This window comes from Cryobacterium sp. AP27 (assembly GCF_056680495.1).
In genome coordinates this window covers 2,884,123-2,905,314 of the sequence record NZ_CM155285.1, presented here as the reverse complement: position 1 = coordinate 2,905,314, position 21,192 = coordinate 2,884,123, and the positions used below count along the sequence as shown (strand labels likewise).

At 65.6% G+C, this 21,192-nt stretch carries 18 protein-coding genes, 3 tRNA genes and 1 pseudogene; 19 read left to right on the top strand and 3 right to left on the bottom strand.

What is annotated here, in order from left to right; all coding sequences use genetic code 11:
• Positions 1–146: 146 nt before the first annotated feature.
• The 3 genes from AC1MB9_RS13705 to AC1MB9_RS13695 all read left to right on the top strand — a co-directional run bounded on the left by AC1MB9_RS13705 (position 147) and on the right by AC1MB9_RS13695 (position 2,497).
• Positions 147–228, top strand: a tRNA-Tyr gene (locus AC1MB9_RS13705).
• Positions 229–309: 81 nt separating this feature from the next.
• Positions 310–1,140, top strand: coding sequence for an inositol monophosphatase family protein (locus AC1MB9_RS13700; RefSeq protein ID WP_479962491.1), 831 nt, complete (start codon positions 310–312; stop codon positions 1,138–1,140).
• Between the two features lie 175 nt (positions 1,141–1,315).
• Positions 1,316–2,497, top strand: a complete 1,182-nt coding sequence (locus AC1MB9_RS13695) for a M23 family metallopeptidase (protein WP_479962490.1) — start codon at positions 1,316–1,318, stop codon at positions 2,495–2,497.
• Between the two features lie 236 nt (positions 2,498–2,733).
• Here the strand turns inward: AC1MB9_RS13695 and AC1MB9_RS13690 are convergent, their stop codons facing one another.
• Positions 2,734–4,446: a glycoside hydrolase family 13 protein gene (locus tag AC1MB9_RS13690; RefSeq protein ID WP_479962489.1), complete on the bottom strand. Its 1,713-nt coding sequence runs from the start codon at positions 4,444–4,446 to the stop codon at positions 2,734–2,736.
• 170 nt (positions 4,447–4,616) lie between these two features.
• On the opposite strand from AC1MB9_RS13690, the gene AC1MB9_RS13685 reads away from it, so the two are divergent.
• From AC1MB9_RS13685 to AC1MB9_RS13675, 3 genes are all read left to right on the top strand, one after another.
• Entirely contained in the window at positions 4,617–5,843 is a 1,227-nt protein-coding gene (locus tag AC1MB9_RS13685; protein ID WP_479962488.1) for a sugar ABC transporter substrate-binding protein, read from the top strand.
• 82 nt (positions 5,844–5,925) lie between these two features.
• Positions 5,926–7,548, top strand: a complete 1,623-nt coding sequence (locus AC1MB9_RS13680; protein WP_479962487.1) for an ABC transporter permease subunit — start codon at positions 5,926–5,928, stop codon at positions 7,546–7,548.
• A 1-nt stretch (position 7,549) separates the two neighbouring features.
• The gene (locus AC1MB9_RS13675) at positions 7,550–8,458 is read left to right on the top strand and encodes a sugar ABC transporter permease (RefSeq protein ID WP_479962486.1); all 909 of its coding nucleotides are present in this window, start codon (positions 7,550–7,552) and stop codon (positions 8,456–8,458) included.
• A 45-nt stretch (positions 8,459–8,503) separates the two neighbouring features.
• Here AC1MB9_RS13675 and AC1MB9_RS13670 read toward each other — a convergent pair whose 3' ends face one another.
• Positions 8,504–9,832, bottom strand: coding sequence for a glycosyltransferase (locus AC1MB9_RS13670; protein WP_479962485.1), 1,329 nt, complete (start codon positions 9,830–9,832; stop codon positions 8,504–8,506).
• Between the two features lie 97 nt (positions 9,833–9,929).
• Here AC1MB9_RS13670 and AC1MB9_RS13665 point away from each other — a divergent pair.
• Positions 9,930–10,001: transfer RNA gene (locus AC1MB9_RS13665), tRNA-Thr, on the top strand.
• Between the two features lie 34 nt (positions 10,002–10,035).
• A tRNA-Met gene (locus tag AC1MB9_RS13660) sits at positions 10,036–10,109 on the top strand.
• Between the two features lie 59 nt (positions 10,110–10,168).
• Here the strand turns inward: AC1MB9_RS13660 and AC1MB9_RS13655 are convergent.
• Positions 10,169–10,348, bottom strand: a pseudogene (locus AC1MB9_RS13655) (hypothetical protein); the annotation flags it as partial.
• A 48-nt stretch (positions 10,349–10,396) separates the two neighbouring features.
• Here AC1MB9_RS13655 and AC1MB9_RS13650 point away from each other — a divergent pair.
• The 11 genes from AC1MB9_RS13650 to AC1MB9_RS13600 all read left to right on the top strand — a co-directional run bounded on the left by AC1MB9_RS13650 (position 10,397) and on the right by AC1MB9_RS13600 (position 21,100).
• Positions 10,397–10,780 (top strand): TA system antitoxin ParD family protein, encoded by a 384-nt coding sequence (locus AC1MB9_RS13650; RefSeq protein WP_479962484.1) that lies wholly within the window; start codon positions 10,397–10,399, stop codon positions 10,778–10,780.
• 3 nt (positions 10,781–10,783) lie between these two features.
• On the top strand, positions 10,784–11,350 hold the full coding sequence (locus tag AC1MB9_RS13645; protein WP_479962483.1) for an ATPase: 567 nt from the start codon (positions 10,784–10,786) through the stop codon (positions 11,348–11,350).
• A gap of 103 nt (positions 11,351–11,453) precedes the next feature.
• Positions 11,454–12,341 (top strand): TetR family transcriptional regulator C-terminal domain-containing protein, encoded by an 888-nt coding sequence (locus AC1MB9_RS13640; protein ID WP_479962482.1) that lies wholly within the window; start codon positions 11,454–11,456, stop codon positions 12,339–12,341.
• A gap of 49 nt (positions 12,342–12,390) precedes the next feature.
• Positions 12,391–13,278, top strand: a complete 888-nt coding sequence (locus AC1MB9_RS13635) for a beta-keto acid cleavage family enzyme (protein ID WP_479962481.1) — start codon at positions 12,391–12,393, stop codon at positions 13,276–13,278.
• 2 nt (positions 13,279–13,280) lie between these two features.
• Positions 13,281–14,249, top strand: coding sequence for a 3-hydroxyacyl-CoA dehydrogenase NAD-binding domain-containing protein (locus AC1MB9_RS13630; protein ID WP_479962480.1), 969 nt, complete (start codon positions 13,281–13,283; stop codon positions 14,247–14,249).
• Entirely contained in the window at positions 14,249–14,704 is a 456-nt protein-coding gene (locus AC1MB9_RS13625) for a thioesterase family protein (protein ID WP_479962479.1), read from the top strand. The genes AC1MB9_RS13630 and AC1MB9_RS13625 overlap by 1 nt, the downstream gene beginning before the upstream one ends.
• Before the next feature lie 100 nt (positions 14,705–14,804).
• Entirely contained in the window at positions 14,805–16,433 is a 1,629-nt protein-coding gene (locus AC1MB9_RS13620; protein WP_479962478.1) for an ABC transporter substrate-binding protein, read from the top strand.
• On the top strand, positions 16,433–17,389 hold the full coding sequence (locus AC1MB9_RS13615; protein ID WP_479962477.1) for an ABC transporter permease: 957 nt from the start codon (positions 16,433–16,435) through the stop codon (positions 17,387–17,389). The genes AC1MB9_RS13620 and AC1MB9_RS13615 overlap by 1 nt, the downstream gene beginning before the upstream one ends.
• Positions 17,386–18,270, top strand: coding sequence for an ABC transporter permease (locus tag AC1MB9_RS13610; RefSeq protein ID WP_479962476.1), 885 nt, complete (start codon positions 17,386–17,388; stop codon positions 18,268–18,270). The genes AC1MB9_RS13615 and AC1MB9_RS13610 overlap by 4 nt, the downstream gene beginning before the upstream one ends.
• On the top strand, positions 18,267–19,952 hold the full coding sequence (locus AC1MB9_RS13605; RefSeq protein WP_479962475.1) for a dipeptide ABC transporter ATP-binding protein: 1,686 nt from the start codon (positions 18,267–18,269) through the stop codon (positions 19,950–19,952). The genes AC1MB9_RS13610 and AC1MB9_RS13605 overlap by 4 nt, the downstream gene beginning before the upstream one ends.
• A 2-nt stretch (positions 19,953–19,954) precedes the next feature.
• A complete protein-coding gene (locus tag AC1MB9_RS13600) occupies positions 19,955–21,100 on the top strand; it encodes a serine hydrolase domain-containing protein (RefSeq protein ID WP_479962474.1) in 1,146 nt (381 codons plus the stop codon).
• Positions 21,101–21,192: the final 92 nt, after the last annotated feature.

Here is a 21,192-nt window from a genome sequence, read left to right as displayed (position 1 = left end):
TCGTTGAGCGGCAACGTGCAGGTGTTCATCCTAGCGAGGCCCCAATCTCGCCAATTCCTGAGAGCTGATTTCACGCTGGGGCACTTCGTCTTGTATTCTGATTCAGCACGGTCGATTAGGTGGAATTTGCCCGGTCGGCGGCAGCTGGCGAGTTACCCAAGCGGCCAAAGGGATCTGACTGTAAATCAGACGGCGTAGCCTTCGTGAGTTCGAACCTCGCACTCGCCACAGCACAAGAACGGGCCCGGAGAAATCCGGGCTCATTTCTTTTTAAGCGGATGTGCCGGGCGGTTCACGTAGCGTGGAGGCATGACTGCCGCCGTGACCTCAGAACTGCTCGCTCTTGCCCGGCGCACGGCGCTCGAGGCCGGTGAGCTCGCGCATCGTCGCCGCGCGGAGGGCGTAGAGATTGCGGCGTCCAAGTCGTCGCCGGAAGACGTGGTGACCAACGCCGACCGAGAGGTTGAGGCGCTCATTCGCGGCCGCCTCGCGGTGGCGCGGCCGGGTGATGGCTTCTACGGCGAGGAATCAGAGGCCACTGCCGGGTCCAGCGGATTGACCTGGGTCGTTGACCCGATCGACGGCACTGTGAACTATCTCTATGGGATTCCGCACTACGCGATCAGCATCGCCGCAGTAGAGGGCGACCCGGCGCCGGCGACCTGGAACACGCTCGCCGGGGTCGTTGTGAACCCGGCGATCGGGGAGGTCTACGCGGCGGCAGTCGGCCAGGGATCATTCCTGGGGGAGCGCCGCCTCGCCGTGAACGGCGGCGTGCCGCTCTCGCTCGCGCTCGCCGGAACCGGCTTCGGCTATGCGGCGACTCGGCGGCGGTGGCAGGCCGCCGTCGTGCAGGGGCTGATTGGCGAGGTGCGGGACATTCGTCGCATGGGCGCCGCGGCGCTGGATCTGTGTTCGGTCGCGGCCGGGCGACTGGACGTGTACTACGAGCGCGGCCTGCACCCGTGGGATCACGCGGCGGGTGCTCTTATCGCCCGGGAGGCAGGCGCTCGGGTGGGAGCCTTCGGTACGGATGCGGAGGGGATCGACCTGCTGGTGGCGGCCGCCCCCGATCTTTACGAGCAGTTTGCACCGCTCCTAGAACAGCTTTTTTCCCGGTTAGATAGGGAATCTTCGTGATCTGTCCCGGCGATTCGGGGGGTGGACTCGAAGTTTGAGTATGCCTTTTGGGCTCGCTCGGGTTAGCCTTGACCAATTCGTTATGTTCCATTGCGGCTGAGAGTAGCCACAATGGCCCCTCTCCCGCGCAGAAAGACTCCCTTTGTCACGTCACTCTTCCCCGTCAGTTGGCCTTGTGCCTGACGCGAGTGACACCACAGGATCCGGTCTTCCCCTCACCCGCCGAGAGTTGCGCGAGCGGGAGCGCCAGGCCGACGCGGCCGCCGACGCCGCTCGCGGCGACGACGCCCCCGGTGCCGACGCTGCGCCCATCGTGCCGGCCGGCCCCGTCACCGTGGAGGCACAGGCCGAACCCAGCCCTGTTGCCGGCGAGTTCGATCGGCTTGTCGCGTCGCCGACTGCCGCGGGCACACCGGAATCGGACGCGAGCCGAATCCTGCCGGATGCCGCGACGATGTCGATCCCGATTCCCACCCGCTCCGAGCTGCGCAGCAATGCCGAGGGTCGCACAGCTCGTCCGAGGCGCGCCCACTCGGAGACCAATGCGGAGTCCGGCGCTGCGTCCGGTGCGTTCGCCCCGGTGGGCGGCTTCGTTCCCGCCACAACGCGCCCGCGCACCGCGCCTCGCGCCCAGCCGGTGAGCAATCGCATGCGCAAGTTCGCGGCGACGAGCATGACCGTCGCAGCCATGGCCTTCGTCACCCTGATGGCCGTTTCAACCTCGCTTCCCGCCCAGGCGCTGCTGTCGACGGCCGATGTTCAGGCATCCGCTCAGGCCGCGTCACGTACCAGTGTTGAGGGCGTACAGACGCTGGATATCGCCAGCGGTGGCACCATCACGGTGGAGCGCGACGGTTACTCGTCGAGCACCATCGCCGAGGTCGCGGCCGCGAGCGGTATTCGCATGGAAGCGACGTTCACCAACAACCCGAACGGCACGATCCAGTGGCCCTTCGCCGTTGGGGTGCACATTGGTGACCAGCTGGGCCCGCGCAACTGTGCCGGCTGCTCCGCGAACCACGGAGGCCAGGACTTCAACCCGGGCGTCGGCGCGCCCATTCAGGCGATCGCCGACGGCGTGGTCAGTTACACAAAGGACGGTGAGGGCAGCCTCGGGGTGCACATGATCATCGACCACATGATCGACGGCAAACTCGTATCGAGCGTGTACGCGCACATGATCCACGGCTCGATGAACTTCGAGACCGGCGACGTCGTGAAGGTGGGCCAGGTCATCGGCAAGACCGGCACAACCGGAATGTCCACCGGCCCGCACCTGCACTTCGAGATCCGCGAGGGCGGGAAAAGCGGCACCAAGGTGAATCCGCTCACCTGGCTGTACGCGCACACGAACTAGGCCCACACGGACGAGGCCCCCCGCGGCCGGTGGCACGCGCCACACGCCGGTTTCACCCGCCTTCGGCTTATTCATTCCGCACGCCGAAGCGGGCAGGCGCGGACGTACCGCTCGCACGTTCAGCCCGTCGGCCTGGTTCGGCCCGGTTCAGCCCCGTTCAAGTCCTGCCAGGCCTGCTCAGGTCCTGCCACGCCTGTCCCCGGGCGCAGGGTGCCCGGGGAGCAGGGTGGCGTGCGTCAGCGCAGCCAGACCGTGGTGTCTCCCGGCAGCGTGCCGGCCGTGATGGGCTCGCTCGCCAGAATGACGTCGCCGCCCGGTAGTGGCACGGATGCCGCACCCGTGTTGGCAATGACCGTCACGTCACCGGAGCGGAAGGCCACGACATCGTCCGGGAATCCGGGCAGCCACTCCACCGAGCCGAGACCGAGCGCGTGCTCGCGGCGCAGGCGAAGCGCGAGCGTGTAGAGCTCCAGGGTCGATTCGGGATTGCCCTGCTGCTGATCCCGCGCTAGTTCTGCCCACTCCTCCGGCTGCGGCAACCAGCTTGCGCTCGACGTGCCGAAACCGTAGGAGGGGGCAGCGGACTCCCACGGGATGGGCACACGGCATCCGTCGCGGCCGTACCGTTCGCCCTCGGTGCGGAACCAGGTGGGGTCTTCACGTGCGGAGTCGGGGAGATCGATGACCTCCGGCAATCCCAGTTCTTCACCCTGATAGATGTAGCTCGAGCCGGGCAGGGCGAGCATGAGCGCGGACGCAGCGCGAGCACGACGCAGGCCGACGGCCGTGTCGGGCAGGCCCGCCGTCTTGGGCCCGATCCCGTGGCCCTGCAGGTTCTCGGCTCCCAGGGCGAGACGGGACGCGTGGCGCACGACGTCGTGGTTGGACAGCACCCAGGTGCTGGGGGCTCCGACGGCGCTGAACGCCGCGAGGGAATCGTCGATGACGCGACGCAACCGGGGCGCGTTCCAGGGGGTTTCAAGGTAGGCGAAGTTGAAGGCCTGGTGCATTTCGTCGGGGCGCACCCACTTGGCCACCTCGGTGAGCGGATCGACCCAGGCTTCAGCGGCGAGCACACGGTCGCCCGGATACTCGGCAAGCACCGTGTGCCAGTCGCGATAGATCTCATGCACGCCGTCCTGTGCCCAGAACGGCGGGGTTTCGGCGGGTTCGGCGCTGATGCCGGGCTCGAGCGGGGTGCCGCCGCCCCCCATGCTGCCGCCCTCGGCTGGCGGCGTGTAGTCGGGAAGACCGGCTGCCTTGATCATGCCGTGGGCAACGTCCACCCGAAAACCGTCAACGCCCCGGTCGAGCCAGAAGCGCAGTACCGACCGGAACTGCTCGCGCACCCACGGGTTTTCCCAGTGCAGATCGGGCTGGGTGCTGTCGAACAGGTGCAGGTACCACTGGCCGGGGGTGCCGTCGGCCTCATCGATGCGGGTCCACGCGCGTCCGCCGAAGACGGATTCCCAGTTGTTCGGGGGCAGCTGACCGGATTCGCCCTTTCCGTCGCGGAAGATGTACCGGCCGCGTTCAGGGCTGTCGGGAGCCGAGTCGAGCGCGGCCTGGAACCAGGCATGATCGCTTGATGAGTGGTTGGGCACGATGTCGATGATCACGCGAATGCCGAGCTCATGCGCCGCGGTTTGCATGGCGTCGAAATCGTCAAGTGTGCCGAAGAGAGGATCGACGTCGCAGTAGTCGGCGACGTCGTAGCCGGCATCGCGCTGCGGTGACGTGTAGAACGGCGAAAGCCAGACGGCGTCGATGCCGAGATCGCGCAGCTGCGGCAGGCGCTGCTGAATGCCCGCGAGGTCGCCCATGCCGTCGCCGTTGCCGTCCGCGAAGGACCGCGGATAGATCTGGTAGATCACGGCGGTGCGCCACCACTCGCTGCCCACGGTCGCGGAGTCGATAACCGCGGGGTCTGAAATTACTGTGCCTGTCATTGCTTAATGCTACGTCATCCAGCCTTAGTGCAAACGCTTGCAACGTCTCGGCAACGATTGAGAACAAACCATGGGTATGTGCGTGCGAAACGGGGGTGGGCAGTGCATACTTCGTCTATACCTGTAAACGCTTGCACGATCTGCGGCGCTCTCAACGAAAGGCAACACCAATGAAGGTGAACAAGAAGGGCCTGCTGGCGTTCGGCGCCGTGGCCGTGGCGGCATCACTCGGGCTGAGCGGCTGCTCGGCAGGCGGCGCCGACGAGCCGGCGGACTCCACCTCCAGCACGCTCACGGTCTGGGTCGACGCCGACCGTGCCGCCGTGCTCAAAGACGCGGCCGCCGAATTCACGAAGGAATCCGGCGTCGATGTGAAGCTCGTGCAGAAGGACTTCGCCAAGATCCAGGAGCAGTTCATTGCCCAGGTTCCCACCGGCAAGGGCCCCGATATCACGATCGCGGCACACGACTGGCTCGGCAACTTCGTCAGCAACGGTGTCGTGCAGCCGGTGGAACTCGGCGACACGGCGGCGGATTACCAGCAGGTGGCCGTCACGGCCATGAGCTACGAGGGCCAGACCTACGGTGTGCCGTACGCGGTGGAAAACATCGCCCTGTTGCGCAACACCGCGCTTGCTGCCAGCGCCCCGGCCACCTACGACGACATGATCGCCGCCGGGACCGCGGCGGGAACCGAATTCCCGTTCCTGGTGCAGGTGGGCCCCGAGTCGGATCCGTTCCACCTGTATCCGTTCCAGACGTCCTTCGGGGCTCCCGTCTTCGGCACAAACTCCGACGGCAGCTACAACCCGGCCGATCTGTCCATCGGCAACGCGGGCGGGGAGGCCTACGCCGCCTGGCTGGCTCAGGAGGGCGCTGCGGGTCACCTCAGCGTGAACGTCACGGGGGACATCGCCAAAGAGAAGTTCAACGCCGGTGCCTCGCCGTTCTTCATCACCGGACCGTGGAACGTGCCGGACGCCCAGGCGGCCGGCATCGACCTCGCCATCGACCCGATTCCCTCGGCAGGCGGTGAGCCGGCCCAGCCGTTCGTGGGTGTGCAGGGTTTCATGGTGAGCGCCAAGACCACCAACGCCCTCGCCGCCAACGAGTTCCTCGTGAACTACATCGGCTCCGAAAAGGTGCAGACGGCGCTCTACGAGGTCGGTGGGCGCGCCCCCGCGCTCACGTCCGCCTTCGAGGCGGCCGCGACAAACCCGATCACCGCCGGTTTCGGTGACGTGGCTGCCAGTGCCGTGCCCATGCCCAACATCCCGCAGATGGGTAAGGTCTGGCAGTTCTGGGGCGTGACCGAGGCCGCGATCATCACCGGCGAGGGCGACCCGGCGACGCTCTGGCAGAAGATGACCGCCGACATCCAGGCCGCCATTCAGTAACTCCCCGTTGCCCCGGCCCCCGCGGGCCGGGGCAACGCGCCGCCCACCACTCACGACACCGCACGGCAGAGAGCAGAAGAGCATGACCGGATCCGGGACGGGGCGCGATGCCGCGCAGGTCAGACAGGCGAAACAGACCCGGAGAGCCGGACGAATCGCCGACGCGGCATCCGTGGGGGTGAAGGTTCTCCTGGTCAAGATCCTGTTGCTCGGCGTTGTCGACGCGATCAGTGTGTATGCCCTGTTCGTTCTGGGTCTCCGCCAGGACTGGCTTGTCTTCGGCGCCGTGTTCGCGGTGGCTCTTGCCGTGAACTGGATCTACTTTCGTCGCGGCGGGCTGCCGGCGAAATACCTCACGCCCGGCCTCATCTTCCTGGCCGTGTTTCAGATCTTCGTTATCGGGTACACGGGCTACATCGCCTTCACCAATTACGGCACCGGTCACAACAGCACCAAAGACGATGCGATCAGCTCGCTCATTGTCGGCTCGCAGCAGCGTGTGCCCGATTCGCTCAGTTACGACCTTGTGGTGCTGGAGCGCCTCGGCCACTACAGCTTTCTCGTCACGGACCCGAGCGGCAACGTGAGCGTCGGCGACGAAATCACGCCTCTGCACCGCGTGAAAGATGCCGAAACGGATGCGTCCGGCCAGGCCGTCGCGCTGCCCGGCTACACCACCCTCGGGTTCAGTGAAATCGTGGCGAACCAGGAACAGATTGCGGCGCTGTCGGTTCCGCTCTCGGACGATCCCAACGAGGGAACGCTTCGCACGCCGGACGGCTCGAGCGCCTACCTGTATCTCTCGGACCTCGTCTATGACGAGGCGGCCGGCACGATGACCGACAGTGCGAAGAACCTCGTCTACGCCGAGAACGAGCGCACCGGGTCGTTCGTCGCGGGGAACGGCGCGGAATTGTTGCCCGGTTGGAAAGTAGAAGTGGGCTTCGACAACTTCGCCAAGGCTTTCACGACGGAATCCATTCGCGGACCGTTGATCAGCGTCACCATCTGGACCTTCGCGTTCGCCTTCCTGTCCGTGGGAACTGCCTTCGCGCTCGGCCTGTTCCTTGCCGTCGTGTTCAACGACATGCGCATGCGCGGCCGCAACGTGTACCGGGTGATCCTCATTCTGCCGTACGCCTTCCCCGGGTTCCTGTCGGCGCTCGTGTGGGCCGGAATGCTCAACCCGCAGTTCGGTTTCGTCAACCAGGTGCTGTTCGGCGGGGCGGAGATCCCCTGGCTGACCAACGAGTGGCTCGCGAAGTTCAGCATCATCCTCGTGAACCTGTGGCTCACCTTTCCCTACATGTTTCTGGTGACCACCGGGGCGCTGCAGTCCATCCCCGAGGAGCTGCAGGAGGCCGCGACCGTCGACGGCGCGAGACCCTGGGCTATCTTCCGACTGATCAAGCTGCCGCTGCTGCTGGTCTCCGTCGCACCGCTGCTCATCGCCTCGTTCGCCTTCGCGTTCAACAACTTCAACCTCGTCTATATGCTCACCAACGGCGGCCCACGTGACGTCACCGCCGGCGTGAACGTCGGCGCCACCGACATCCTGATCACGATGGTCTACAAGGTCGCCTTCGTCGGGGCCAACCGGGACTACGGCCTCGCAAGCGCTTTTTCGATCGTCATCTTCCTGTTGGTGGCCGTGGTCTCCATCATCAGCTTCCGGCAGACCAAGGCGCTTGAGGAGTTGAACTGACATGAAGTTCGTTTCCACAGACACGACCGGCCGATCCATTCCCGCCAAGCGGCCCTTCGCCGTCAAACGCTGGTTTCGTCAGACCGGATGGCGGCACCTCGTCGGCATCGTGATGTGCGTCTTCGCCGCCTTCCCGCTGCTCTACGTGCTGTCCGCATCGCTGCACCCCGGCGGCACGCTCATTACCGCCAACGGCCTGTTCAGCGAGGTGAACCTCGGCAGCTACCTGACACTCTTCAACCTGCCGCAGCAGCCTTACGCCGACTGGTACGCCAACACCCTGATCATCGGCACCGTCACGTCGGTGTGCACGGTATTCCTTGGGGCCCTCGCGGCATATTCCTTCTCGCGCATGCGTTTTCTGGGTCGGCGTACCGGGCTGCTGATGCTTCTGCTGGTGCAGATGTTCCCGCAATTGCTCGCGGTCGTGGCCATCTTCCTGCTGCTCAACGGAATCTCAGACATTTTCCCGCTGATCGGACTCGACTCTCAGATCGGGCTCATCATGGTCTATCTCGGCGGCGCGCTCGGCGTGAACACCTACCTGATGTACGGCTTCTTCAATACGATCCCGGCCTCCATCGACGAGGCCGCGAAGATCGACGGGGCCGGCCACGCGCGCATCTTCTTCACGATCATCCTGCGTCTGGTCGCTCCCATCCTCGCGGTTGTCGGCCTCCTCTCGTTCGTGGGGACGACGAATGAGTTCGTGATCGCGAGCGTCGTGCTCATCTCGCCGGAGAAGCAGACTCTCGCCGTGGGCCTCTACCAGTTCGTCTCCCAGGAGTTCTCGACCAACTACTCGGTCTTCGCGGCCGGTGCGGTGCTGGCCGCCCTGCCGGTGATGGCACTGTTCCTATGGCTGCAGAAGTACATCGTGGGCGGCCTCACGGCCGGTTCCGTCAAGTGATGAGCGCGCCGCCGACCGGCCGTGAGCGGGCGTGCAGGCGCGGGGCTAGCGGCGGCGCGCGGCGGTGACCACGACGGCGTCAATGGCGAGCTTCGTAGCGGGCAGGCGGGCGTAGGCGTTCTGGAGTTCGCGTGCCCGGTACCAATACTGCGGGTTGGTCAGAACGGACTCCACGGCACGGCCGATCTGTTCGGCGCTCGGGTCACGCCGGCCGAGGGAGATGCCGGAGCCGCTCCACGCCACGCGGGCGTTGACCTCCATTTTGTCTTCGCTGTTACCGGCGACGACGAGGGGAATGCCGAGGGACAGCGCGTGCTGCACTCCGCCGTAGCCTCCGTTGGTCACCAGAACGTCGGCCGACGGCAGCAGGCGCTCGAAAGGAAGAAAGCGGGCCAGCCGGAGGTTGTCAGGGCGCTCCGCCACCGGCAACACGAGATCGGGATCGGGGCCGCCGGTCGTGCCGATCACCAACACGTTTCGCGTGGCGAGTGCCTCCACGGCCGGCAGCAGGAGCCGGCGCGGTTCACGCGCGGTCGCACCCTGCGTCACAACGACGACCGGGCGACCGTCGTCCCGTGCGGCGGCGATGTCGCCCCACCAGGCCGGCGGGTACCAGTCGAGGGGTTCGGGCGGGATCAGCGCGCCGATGAACTGGATCTGCGGCGAGAGATCTGATCGCGGATACTCGAATTCCGGAATGGTCGCGGCAAGATACGTCGTTGACAGCTCAACACCCCAGTTCATGAACGGGGTGGAGCGCTCGGGGAGCCGCAGCTTTCGACGCACGGCGTTCGCCGCAGCCTGTGGTTCACCGAGGACCCATCGTTGGGCGGATGCGTTCAAGAGACGATTGCGCGCCCGCCCCGCCTTGGACCTGCTGGGGGGCAGGCCGGAGCCGAATGGCGCGGTGTCGACGCTCATCATGTTGAGTGGGGTCGAGGAGAAGGTCACGCTCGGCAGCGCGCGCTTCTCGGCCAGGAAAATTCCGGCCATGAAGGTGTGCTCGGTGAGGATGACGTCGGGTTGGTACTCTTTCGCAATCTCATCCATCTCGGCGAACCACTGCGGGATCGGGGCAATGAATAGGTTCAGCAGGGCCCATTTCATCGAGAGCAGCCCGGGTCTGGTGGCCGCCGCGATGTGCATCTGCTGGACGTAGTCGTCGTCCATGTCGACCGGGGCGGACATGGAGTGAAACGTGGCACCGCAATCGCGAACGAGGTCGCCGTACACCGAGCCGGTGTACCACGCCACTTCGTGCCCGGCAGCGACGAGCGCGCGCGCCAAGGCCGACGCTTGCCTCACATGACCGGTTGTGGGCAGCGTGCCAATGAGAATTCGAACCACGCGGTCTCCCCCTGAATCCGTGCTCACACTGTTCATCGTATCCCGGGTGTCACCACGAGGTCCAAACAGGTGATAATCTGATCAGGTTGCCAAAATGCGGCGCTGCTTCGAAGTTGGAAGCTTCGCCCCCTTAGCTCATTGGTAGAGCACTTCCTTGGTAAGGAAGAGGTAGTGGGTCCGATTCCCACAGGGGGCTCAGGCTTGTACGCGCTAGCCGCACACAAGCCCGTGGCGGGGTAGCTCAGTTGGTTAGAGCACACGGCTCATAATCGTGGTGTCGCGGGTTCAATTCCCGCTCCCGCTACACATAAAGGCCCTCTGGTCAGGTGTTCTACCGTCCAGAGGGCCTTTTTCGATCTGCGGGGCGCCGATCGGCTGATCAACGACGACGAGCACAGTGCCGGACCGTTTCAGCTTCTGCACCACCGCCCGCATCCTGCCTTTGTCGTTCAGTAATACCTTGTCGAAATGGACCTTCCCGGCCCGGTCCGGGGCGACGGCGTGGTGTTCGCCCGGCGTCCCTGCCTGAAGATATGTCCGGATCTCTAAGTTTTCAGCCCGGTGCCTGTAGCAGCTTGCTACACTAGACGCATGAGCAGCACGATTCCGATGCGCGTGGACGGCGACCTGTTTGATGCTGCGAAATCGGTTGGTGCTGTTGCAAGCCGCAGCGCGGCGCAACAGATCAGCCACTGGGCGCGGATCGGCCGGGAGCTTGAAGCGTCGCCGGGTACGAGCCCCCGCGACGTCCAACGTGTACTCGCGGGCGAGGCCGGCTACGAGTACGACAACCTCGGCGAACGTGACCAAGCAGTGGTGCGGGCCAGCTGGGATGAGCAGCTGGACGAGCGACGTGCCAAGTTAGATCTCGCTGCCGAATTCACTCAGTCCGGACGGTCATGGAGCGAAGCGGACGCGCAGGGCGGGAAGCTGGTCACACACGACCCGTTGACGCCCACCGCCGATGACGCCTAACAGGTGCCCGTCCTTCATATCCTCGCCGGGCCAAACGGCTCAGGAAAGTCCACCTACGTTGCCCGCCTCCTGGAGCCGGTGACCCATCTTCCGTTTGTGAACGCCGACATTATTGCCGCCGAGCGCTGGCCGGATGCGCAGTCCGAGTGTGCCTACGCAGCGTCTCACGCCGCGGCCGAGGAGCGCGCGCACCGGATGGCAGCCCGGGAGTCGTTCATCACAGAGACGGTGTTCAGCCACCCGAGCAAGCTCGACCTCGTCGATGACGCGATCGCACGCGGCTACCTCGTGCATCTGCACGTGATCTTGCTTCCGGTCGACGTGGCTGTGAGTCGTGTTGCCGAACGTGTGCGGTACGGCGGTCATGACGTGCCCGAGCAGAAGATCCGCGAGCGGTACGCGCGACTGTGGGATCTCATCGCCAAGGCCCGCGCCACGGCGCATCGCACAGAGGTTTTCGACAACAGCACCGCCGCCGAACCGTTCCGCCGCGTCGCAGAGTATGACCATGGCCTGCTCGTCGGCGAGCCTTCCTGGCCGGCCTGGACTCCGGCGGCACTCACCGCCTGACCGCGGCGTTAGACCATCTTGTGCGTTCTTCTTCGCCCTCCGCAGGTTGCGCCTCTTGCGACCCAGATTGCCGAAATCGCAAGTCTGGGTTAGTGTCGGTCAAATGGAATCGCAAGAACAGGGTGCCGCCCAGGTTGAGTATCGTCAGGCCCTCCTCGAGCGGGTGCGCATGGCCATCCGAAATTCCGGACTCGCCCAGCGTGACGTCGCCCGCCACATCGGGCTTGATGAAACCAAGCTGTCCAAGGCGCTCAAGGGAACTCGACGGTTTCGCCCGGATGAGCTGACCCAGCTCGCCGCAGCGGCCGGAGTGACGGTGAACTGGCTCCTGGCCGGCACCGATGACGCGCTGGGAGTATCGGCCGTTCCGGCGGCGACGATCTTGCCGACCCGCCACCGCGAAGACAGCGGCCACGCTCAGAAGCGACGGAGCATCGTTGAGAAGGCCTGGTGGCTGTTCGCCGAGCGCGGCTACTCATCGGTGCGCATCGCCGATATCGCTGCCGCGAGTGGCACGAGTGACAGCACCGTGCATTACTATTTCCGCACCAAGCGCGAAATTTTTGCCGAAGCGTTGCGCTACTCGGTCAAGCTCGCCTTCGACCGGCAGATCGCAGAGTTGCACCTGTTCCCCGATCCGGTCGACCGCCTCAAACGGCTCGCCTACTTGCAGCTCCCGGCCGGGGACCGCGGACGCGCCGAGATGTCGATCTGGCTGCAAACCTGGGCAGAGGCCGCGGTGGACTCGGCCTGGCAAGAGGGGCACGCGCAGAGCTACCGTCGTTGGTCGCAGACCGTGCACGACATCATCGTCGACGGTCAGAACTCCGGGGGCTTCGTCTCGGCCGACGCCGACGAGCTCACCCAGTACCTGACCGCCCTCATCGACGGCCTGATCATCAAGGTGCTCACCGGCATGCTGACTGCCGAGTCAATGTACGCGCAGATTGAAAAATTCATCGACCGCACGATCGTGGCCCCGTCTTCCTGATCGCCAGCCAGCTTCAGACCCACGACAGATCCACAGAAATGAGCTCATCATGAACAACAAGGTCATCGTCACCTGCGCCGTCACCGGCGCCGGTGACACCACGGGCAAAAGCGAACACGTTCCGGTCACCCCCGACGAGATCGCAGCGGATGCAGTGGCAGCCGCCCGGGCCGGGGCATCCGTCGTGCATATTCACGTTCGCGATGTGGTGACCAAACAGAGCTCACGCGATGTGGCCCTGTACCGGGAGGTCGTGCGCCTGATCAAGGCGAGCGATGTCGATCCGGTCATCAACCTGACCGCGGGCATGGGCGGAGACCTGGTACTCGACCCGTCACACCCCACCCGGCAGCTGCCCGGTACGGATCTGGTCAGCGGCCTGGAGCGGCTCGCCCACGTGGAGGAACTCCGCCCGGAGATCTGCACCATCGACATGGGCACCCTCAACTTCGGTGAGGGCAGCAACGTGTACATCTCCACGCCGGACATGCTGCGCGAAGGCGCCGCCCGCATCCAGGAGCTCGGTGTCAAGCCCGAAATGGAGATCTTCGACACCGGCAACCTTTGGTTCGCGAATGAGCTCGTCGCGGAAGGGCTGATCAGCCCGCCCCCGCTGTACCAACTGTGCATGGGCATTCCCTACGGCGCCCCGGCCGATCCCGGCCTGCTCCAGGCGATGATCAACATGCTGCCGCGGGGCGCGAACTGGACCTCGTTCTCGATCGGTCGCAAGCAGATGTCCTGGGTGGCGCAGTCGGTGCTGCTCGGCGGTCACGTGCGGGTGGGGCTCGAAGACAACCTCTATCTCTCCAAGGGGGTCAAGGCCACCAACGTGGAGCTGACCGAACGGGCCATCGGCATCGTTCACGACCTCGGCAGGTCCGTCGCCACCCCCGACGAAGCCCGCGACATTCTTCAGCTCGACAGAAAGGCGTGACCATGACAGACACCACCACGAACACCCGCGGCAGCGTCACCGAGGTGCACACCATTGCATGCATCGGCGCCGGAACAATCGGCGCCGGCTGGGCCGCCTACTTCCTCGCGAAGGGCTACCACGTGCGCGTCTGGGACCCGGCCCCCGATGCCGACCCCAAGGTGCGTCAGCTCATCGACGCCGCCTGGCCGGCACTGACCCAGCTCGGCCTGCACCCCGACGCGTCGCCCACGAACTTCACCGTGCACGCCGACCTCGCCGAGGCCGTCGCCGGCGTCGGTTTCGTGCAGGAGAGCGCCCCGGAGGCACTCGAGCTCAAGCAGAACCTGTTGGCCGACATCGACGCTGTTACCGCCACCGACGTCGTGATCGCCTCCTCCACCTCGGGCTACAGCATGACCGACATGGCCACCCGGGCAAAGAACCCGAACCGACTCGTTGTCGGCCACCCGTTCAACCCGCCCTACCTGATTCCGCTGGTCGAGGTGGTCGGCGGCGAGGCCACGAGCACGTCCGCCGTGCAGTGGGCCGCGGACTTCTACGAGTACATCGGCAAGTCCGTCATCAAGATGGACCGCGAGGTGCCCGGCTTCATCGCCAACCGACTGCAGGAAGCGCTCTGGCGCGAAGCGCTGCACATGATCGACAACGAAGAAGCCACCGTCGAGCAGATCGACCGCTCGATCACCGATGGGCCGGGCCTGCGCTGGCCCATCCACGGCCCGATGACCACCTTCCACCTTGCCGGCGGCCAGGGTGGCATGCGGCACATGCTGGAACACTTCGGCCCGTCACTGAAGTCACCGTGGACCCGGCTCGAAGCCCCCGAACTCACGGACGACCTCCGCGAAGCCGTGATCTCCGGCGTCGCCGACGCCGAGGAACGCTCGGTCAACGACCTCATCGTCGAACGTGACGCGGCCATCATCGCAGTACGAAATGTGATCGACGGGATCAAGGGGCGCCGCTGATGGCGTTGCTCGACTCCTACCACTGCACCGTGCGGCCGGACTGGATCGACTACAACGGCCACCTGTCCGAGGCGTACTACGTGCTCGCCTTCGGATTCGCCACCGACCAGGTGATGGATGCCCTCGGCCTCGATGCGGCGTACCGCTCCGAGACCGGATGCTCGCTCTACACGGTCGAGGCACACGTGCGCTACCTGGACGAAACGGGCGACGGCGCCGGCCTGGAGATCACCACCACGATCATCGGTTCGGGCGCGAAGAAGCTTCACCTCGCGCACGAGATGCGCTCGGGCGGCTCGCTGATCGCCACCGAGGAGCTGCTCGCCCTGCACGTCGATTCGAGAACGGGTCGAACACGACCGTTTGCGGAAACCACCGCGACCACCATCACCAACCACCTTCCCCCGCACGGTTCAGCCACGCCGGACTGGATCGGCCGCACCGTTTCGCTCTAGCGCCCGACGATCCAGCTCGACAGCCCATAGACGCACAGCCGGCGGTCTACTTTGCACGGCATCCACGCCGTGTCACCTTTTGCAACCGAAAAAGAGTCTCATGCCTATTTCTGCATCACCTCCGCTCGCGCCGAATTCGACGGCCGTACCGGCGCCAGCCGCAGCATCCGGTCGCTCCTTCTCCCGCCGACACCTTCTCGCCGGAGGAATGGTGATCGGTGTCGGCGCCCTGCTGACCGCATGTGGCGGCACTGCGTCCACCCCGCTGTCGGCGCTCACCGGCACGCCCCAACGCGGGGGACTCCTGCGCGTCGGTCTCGTCGGGGGCGGGGCCGCGGACACGCTCGACGCCCACATCCCGGTATCTACCACCGACATTGCCCGTGTCGTCAACCTCTACGAGGCGTTGCTGTACCGGGATGAAAACTTTGTCCTCCAACCCCTGCTTGCCCTGTCGGCAACGCCCTCGGCCGATGCCAGGACGTGGACCGTCCGGTTGCGAGAGGATGTCGTCTTCCACGACGGCCGCAAGATGACCAGTCGCGATGTGGCGGCGACGTTCGCCCGCATCGTCGATCCGGAGAATCCCAAGTCGGGAGCGTCGAGCCTGACGACTCTCGACGAGGTCGCCGTACTGGGCGATCACCTGCTGGAATTCCGGCTGAACACGCCCACATCGACGTTCGACGATTCCCTCGGGCAGTACTCCCTGGGAATCGTGCCGGAGGACTACGACCCCCTCAACCCGGTCGGTACGGGACCGTTCCAATACGAGTCCTTCACCGCGGGGCGGCGCAGCATTTTCACCCGCAATGACGACTATTGGCGAGAGAACGAGCCGCACCTCGATGAGCTGCGCATTCTCAACTTCAGCGATGACAACGCGCTGATCAACGCGTTGCTTGCCACGCAGGTCGACGCGATCGGTCAGGTTCCCCTGACTATGCTTGAGGTGCTCGACACCGACCCGCGGGTCGATATTCTCAATTCCGAAACCGGAATGTGGCTGCCGTTCACGATGCGCGTCGATCGTGCCCCGTTCGACGACGTGCGGGTGCGGCAGGCCTTCCGCCTTGTCGTCGACCGCGAACAGATGGTCGAACAGGTGCTGAGCGGCAACGGCACCGTCGGCAACGATATGTACGCGGTGTACGACTCCGGCTACGCCAAGAAACTGCCGCAACGCGTGCAGAACATCGAGCGTGCCAAGGAGCTGCTGGCCGAAGCGGGCTACCCCGACGGCCTCGACGTTGAATTGGTCACCGCGCCGATCCAGGCCGGCGCCGTCGAAGCGGCGCAGGTCTTCGCGCAGCAGGCACTCGCCGCGGGGATCAACGTCAGCATCCGCCGGGTGGATACGACGACCTTCTTCGGCGACGACTACCTGGAGTGGGATTTCGCCCAGGACTTCTGGTACACCCGCAACTTCCTGCCGCAGGTCAACAACGGCTCGCTGCCGACCTCGCCGTACAACGAGACGCACTGGGCCAATCCCCGGTTCCTCGAACTGGTCGAAGAAGCAAAGGCGACCATCGATCCGACCAGACGCAATGACCTGATCGCCGAGGCGCAAACCATCGAATACGAGGAAGGCGGTTACATCATCTGGGGCCACCCCAATCAAGCCGACGCGTATCAACGCTATGTCGGCGGCCTGGTTCCCAACGGAACCGGTCTCCCACTATCCGGATTTGAATTCCGTCGCGTGTGGCTCGGAGGTCAGCAGTAATGCTCGGTCTGATTCTTCGTCGCTTGTCGATCAGCGCGGTCATCCTGCTGGTCGTCTCCATGCTCGTCTTCGTGGCGACCCTGCTGCTGCCAGGCGACCCGGCCCAGGCTCTTCTCGGGCAGCAGGCCACGCCGGAACGGCTCGAGGCCCTGCGAGCGCAGATGAACCTCAATGATCCGTTCGCGCAACGCTATCTGCACTGGCTCGGCGGACTGTTCGTCGGGGATTTCGGCGTCTCGACCGCGTCCGGCGGTTCGGTTGCCGTGCTGCTGGGCGATCGCATCGCCGCGTCGCTCGTGCTGATGGCCGGCGCGGCCGCGATCAGCATTCCGGTCGGGGTCATCGTCGGCACCTACAGCGCCTTGCGTCGCGGCAAGGCGGGGGACCATGCCGCGACCGGCGTCTCCCTCGTGTTGGCCGCGCTGCCCGATTTCGTGATCGGAATCGCGCTCGTGACCCTGTTCTCCACGACCGTGTTCACCGTGCTGCCGTCCGTAACGATGGCTCCGCCCGGCGAACACGTCTGGGACTATCCGAGCCAACTGATCCTGCCGATCCTGACTCTCGTGCTCGTCATCATGCCGTACATCATTCGCATGATGCGCACCACGATGATTGAGGTCCTCGATTCCGGCTATGTCGAAATGGCCCGGCTGAAGGGCGTTCCCGAACGCCAGGTCATCTGGCGACATGCCCTCCCGCACGCGATCGCACCGGTCGCCCAGGTGGTGGCCATCCAGCTCGCCTGGCTCGCCGGCGGCATCGTCGTTGTCGAATTCCTGTTCCGCTATCCCGGCGTGGGCCAGGCCCTCGTCGACGCGGTGACCAACCGTGACGTGCAGGTCGTGCAGGCCCTCGCCATGCTGATCGCCGCCGTCTATGTCGTCGTCAACCTGCTCGCCGACATTGTCGGGATTGTGACCAATCCGAAACTGCGCACGGGAGGAACACGATGACCACTATCGACACCCAGCTGGAAGCACCCACCGCGGTAGTTGAAACGCCGCCCGGTCTGCTGCGCCGCATCGTTCGTCAGCGCCAGGCAAAAATCGGCCTCGTGTTCACCGGAATCGTCGTGCTCGTTGCGGTCGTCGGCCCGCTGCTGCTGCCTTGGCTGACCGGGTACACGAGCACGGAATTCGCCGGGCGCCCGTTCCAGCCGGACGGTCTGTTCGGCACCGACAACCTCGGTCGCGACATTTTCAGCCGCTTCCTCGACGGCGGGCTGACCCTCCTCGTCTTCGCCGCGCTCGCCACCGCCCTCGGCATGATCCTCGGAACGGCTGCCGGTATGCTCGCTGCCTACCAGGGCGGGCTTCTCGACAGCGTCATCATGCGCGGCAACGATGTGCTGCTGGCGTTGCCGCAGCTCGTCTTCGCCCTGCTGGCCATCACGGTCCTGGGCCCCCAGGGATGGGTGGTTGTGCTGGTCATCGGCATCACCCACGCTCCGCGAATTGCCCGGGTGACGCGGTCCGCGGCATCCGCCGTCATCACCGAGGACTTCATTCGGGCCTCAGAAATGTACGCGGTCCCGCGCTGGAAGATTCTGGTCAAGGACGTGCTGCCCAACATCACCGGACCGCTGATGGTCGAGCTGGGCCTGCGCATGACCTATTCGATCGCCGCGATCGCCTCACTGTCATTCCTCGGACTCGGCATGCAACCGCCGACGGCGGACTGGGGACTGATGATCAACGAGAACCGCATCGCCCTGACGCTGCAGCCGTGGGGCGTCATCCTGCCGGTGCTCGCCATCGCGATCCTGACCGTCGGCAGCAACCTGATCACCGACGCCGTGGCGCGCGCCTCGGCCACCGTGGAGGAAAGCAAATGAGCACATTCGCCCCGAACATCGAAAAGCAGACCGAGGTGGCGTTGCAGGCGAACGAGCTGCGCGTGGCCACGACGCTCGGTAAGGAAATTCTGCACGGGGTGTCGTTCACCCTCCAGCGAGGACGGATGCTGGCGCTAGTCGGCGAATCCGGCTCCGGCAAGACCACCGCCGGTCTCGCCTGCCTCGGTTACTTCCGCACCGGATTGCGGCACACCGGCGGCAGCGTGGAGCTGTCCGAGGGGACAGACCTCTTGACGCTGTCGGAGGCGGGACGCCGCGGACTGCGCGGCGGCTCCATCGCCTACGTCCCGCAGGACCCGGCCCTGTCGCTGAACCCGGCCATACGCATCGGGACCCAGATCATGGAGGTGCTTCGCGTGCACCACTATGGCGCATCCGAGGCGGCCCGTCGGGACCGACTGGCCGAGGTGCTCACCGACGTGGGACTGCCGAACGACGAGGCCTATCAGCGTCGCTGGCCGCACGAACTGTCGGGTGGGCAGCAGCAGCGCGTGGGCATCGCGATGGCCTTCGCGTTTCGCCCCGAGGTGATGGTCATGGATGAACCCACGACCGGGCTGGACGTCACGACGCAGGCCCTCGTGCTGCAGACCCTCCATCAGCTCATCACCACGCACTCTGTGGCAGGCCTGTACATCACCCACGATCTCGCCGTGGTGTCCGAGGTGGCCGATGAGGTCGCCGTCATGCTCGCCGGCCGCATCGTCGAGCAGGGCCCGAGCGATCAGGTCCTCGGCGACCCGCAACACGCGTACACCCGCAAACTCCTCGGCGCCGTACCCGACCTTGCCGGGCGGCGCCGGATCGGCGAGGTCGCGGCGGTCACCGGCGCCCTGCCGATAATCGATCCGCAGGCGGAACCGCTGCGCGCCGCATCCGTTATTCGGCCCGCCGTCGACGTCACCGCGACGAGCAGCCTGCTGGACGTTTCCGACCTGCGCCTGTCCTATGGCAAGTCCGCGGTGCTCAACGGTATTGATCTGGAGCTGGGCCGGGGCGAATCCCTGATGCTGCTCGGCGAATCTGGTTCGGGAAAGACCACGGCCGCGCGCTGCATCGCCGGGCTCAACGACAATTACACCGGCACCGTCAGTCTCGCCGGGACGACGCTGCGGCCCGGAACCCGTCAGCGCAGCGCCGAGGAACGCCACCGTATCCAATACGTCTTCCAATCGCCGTTGTCGTCGCTCAACCCGCGCCGCACCATCGGAGAATCGGTCGAAGTGCCGCTGCACATGTCCCGGACTTTCAGCCGCAAGCAGCGTCGAGCCCTCGTGCTGGAGGCGCTCGACCAGGTGCAGCTCGCCGCGTCCTTCATCGACCGGCGACCCGGCCAACTCAGCGGCGGCGAACGCCAGCGCGCGGCGATCGCCCGCGCCCTGGTCAACGCTCCCTCGGTGTTGGTGTGCGACGAGGTCACCAGCGCGCTCGATGTCTCGGTGCAGGCCTCGATCATCGACCTGCTGCGCACCCTGCAGGTGGAGACCGGGATGGCGATGGTGTTCGTCACCCACAACATCGCGCTCGCCCGACACATCTCCCAGCGGCTGGCGGTACTGCACGCCGGCCGTATCGTCGACATCGGCACCACGGACGAGGTGCTCGAGAATCCTCAGCACAGCTACACCCGTGAGCTGCTGACCCACATTCCGTCGCTGTAATCGTGACGGTCCAGGCGCACAACGACGGCGAACTGCCCGGCTTCGACCGGCTGGCGCACGCGTTCAGCCAGCACGTCGATCGGTCGCACGGCGGGATGGCGTTTTGTGTGTATCGCAAGGGGCGCCCGCTCGTGCGCCTGTACGGCGGCAGCGCCGAACAGCGCACGTCGTCCACGGATGCCGTGGGATCGGCATGGGGTCCCGACACGATGGCCGTCATATTCTCGGGCACCAAGGGCGTCGTGGCCGCCGTGGCGGCGCTCCTCGTCGACCGGGGGATGCTCGACGTGCGGTTGTCGGTCGCGCACTACTGGCCCGAATTCGCCGCCGCCGGCAAGTCGCGAGTGACCGTGGCACAGGTGCTGAGTCACACCGTCGGCCTGGTCTACGTCGATCCGGAGCCGACGGGAGAGTGGGCCGACCTCGACAACGCGGTCAACGCGGCGGTCCTCGCCGACCAGACGCCGTTGTGGGAGCCCGGAACCCGGGTGGCCTATCACGCGATCACCTACGGCTACCTGATGAACGAGATCTTTATGCGCATCACCGGGAAGAGCGCCGGGCAGCTGATCGACGAACTGCTCGGCCGGCCGCTGGGGCTCGCCGTCTACCTCGGACTTCCGGCCGAGCTGGAGCGCCGGGTGGCGCCGATGTTCCGGGCCCCGGGGTACGCGATCAGCACGTATCTCACCGATCCGGAGCGCCGCAGGATCGTGGACCGGATGTACGGCAAGACTCTCCTGGCACCGACCCTGCGCGCCAACACACCCGAACTGCACCGCGGCGAGTTGGCGGCTGGCGGGGGAATCGCCACCGCCGACGGAATGGCCGCGCTGTACTCGCGCCTCGCCGCCGGGGCCCTCGTCTCTCCGCACGCGCTCGCCGACGCGACCGCAACGTGGTCGGAGGGCATTGATGCCATCAACGACCGGCCGCTGCGGTTCGGCCTGGGATTCGAACTGGCCGACACGATCGGCAGCTACGGGCCCGAGGCCCGAGCCTTCGGGCATTCCGGAGCAGGCGGGAGCCTGCACGGGGCCTGGCCCGAGCGCGATCTGGGATTCTCCTTCCTGACCAACGAGATGCTGTCCGAAATGGAAGACACCCGCGTGCAGGATCTGTTGGCTGTCCTCGACGACCTCGTGTGAAACCTGTTCGCCGGCAACGCGAGCCGGTACGGCAGTCCCTGGACAACCGTGTCAACACCATAGAGTCTTCCTGACCCCTGCGGCGCATCGCC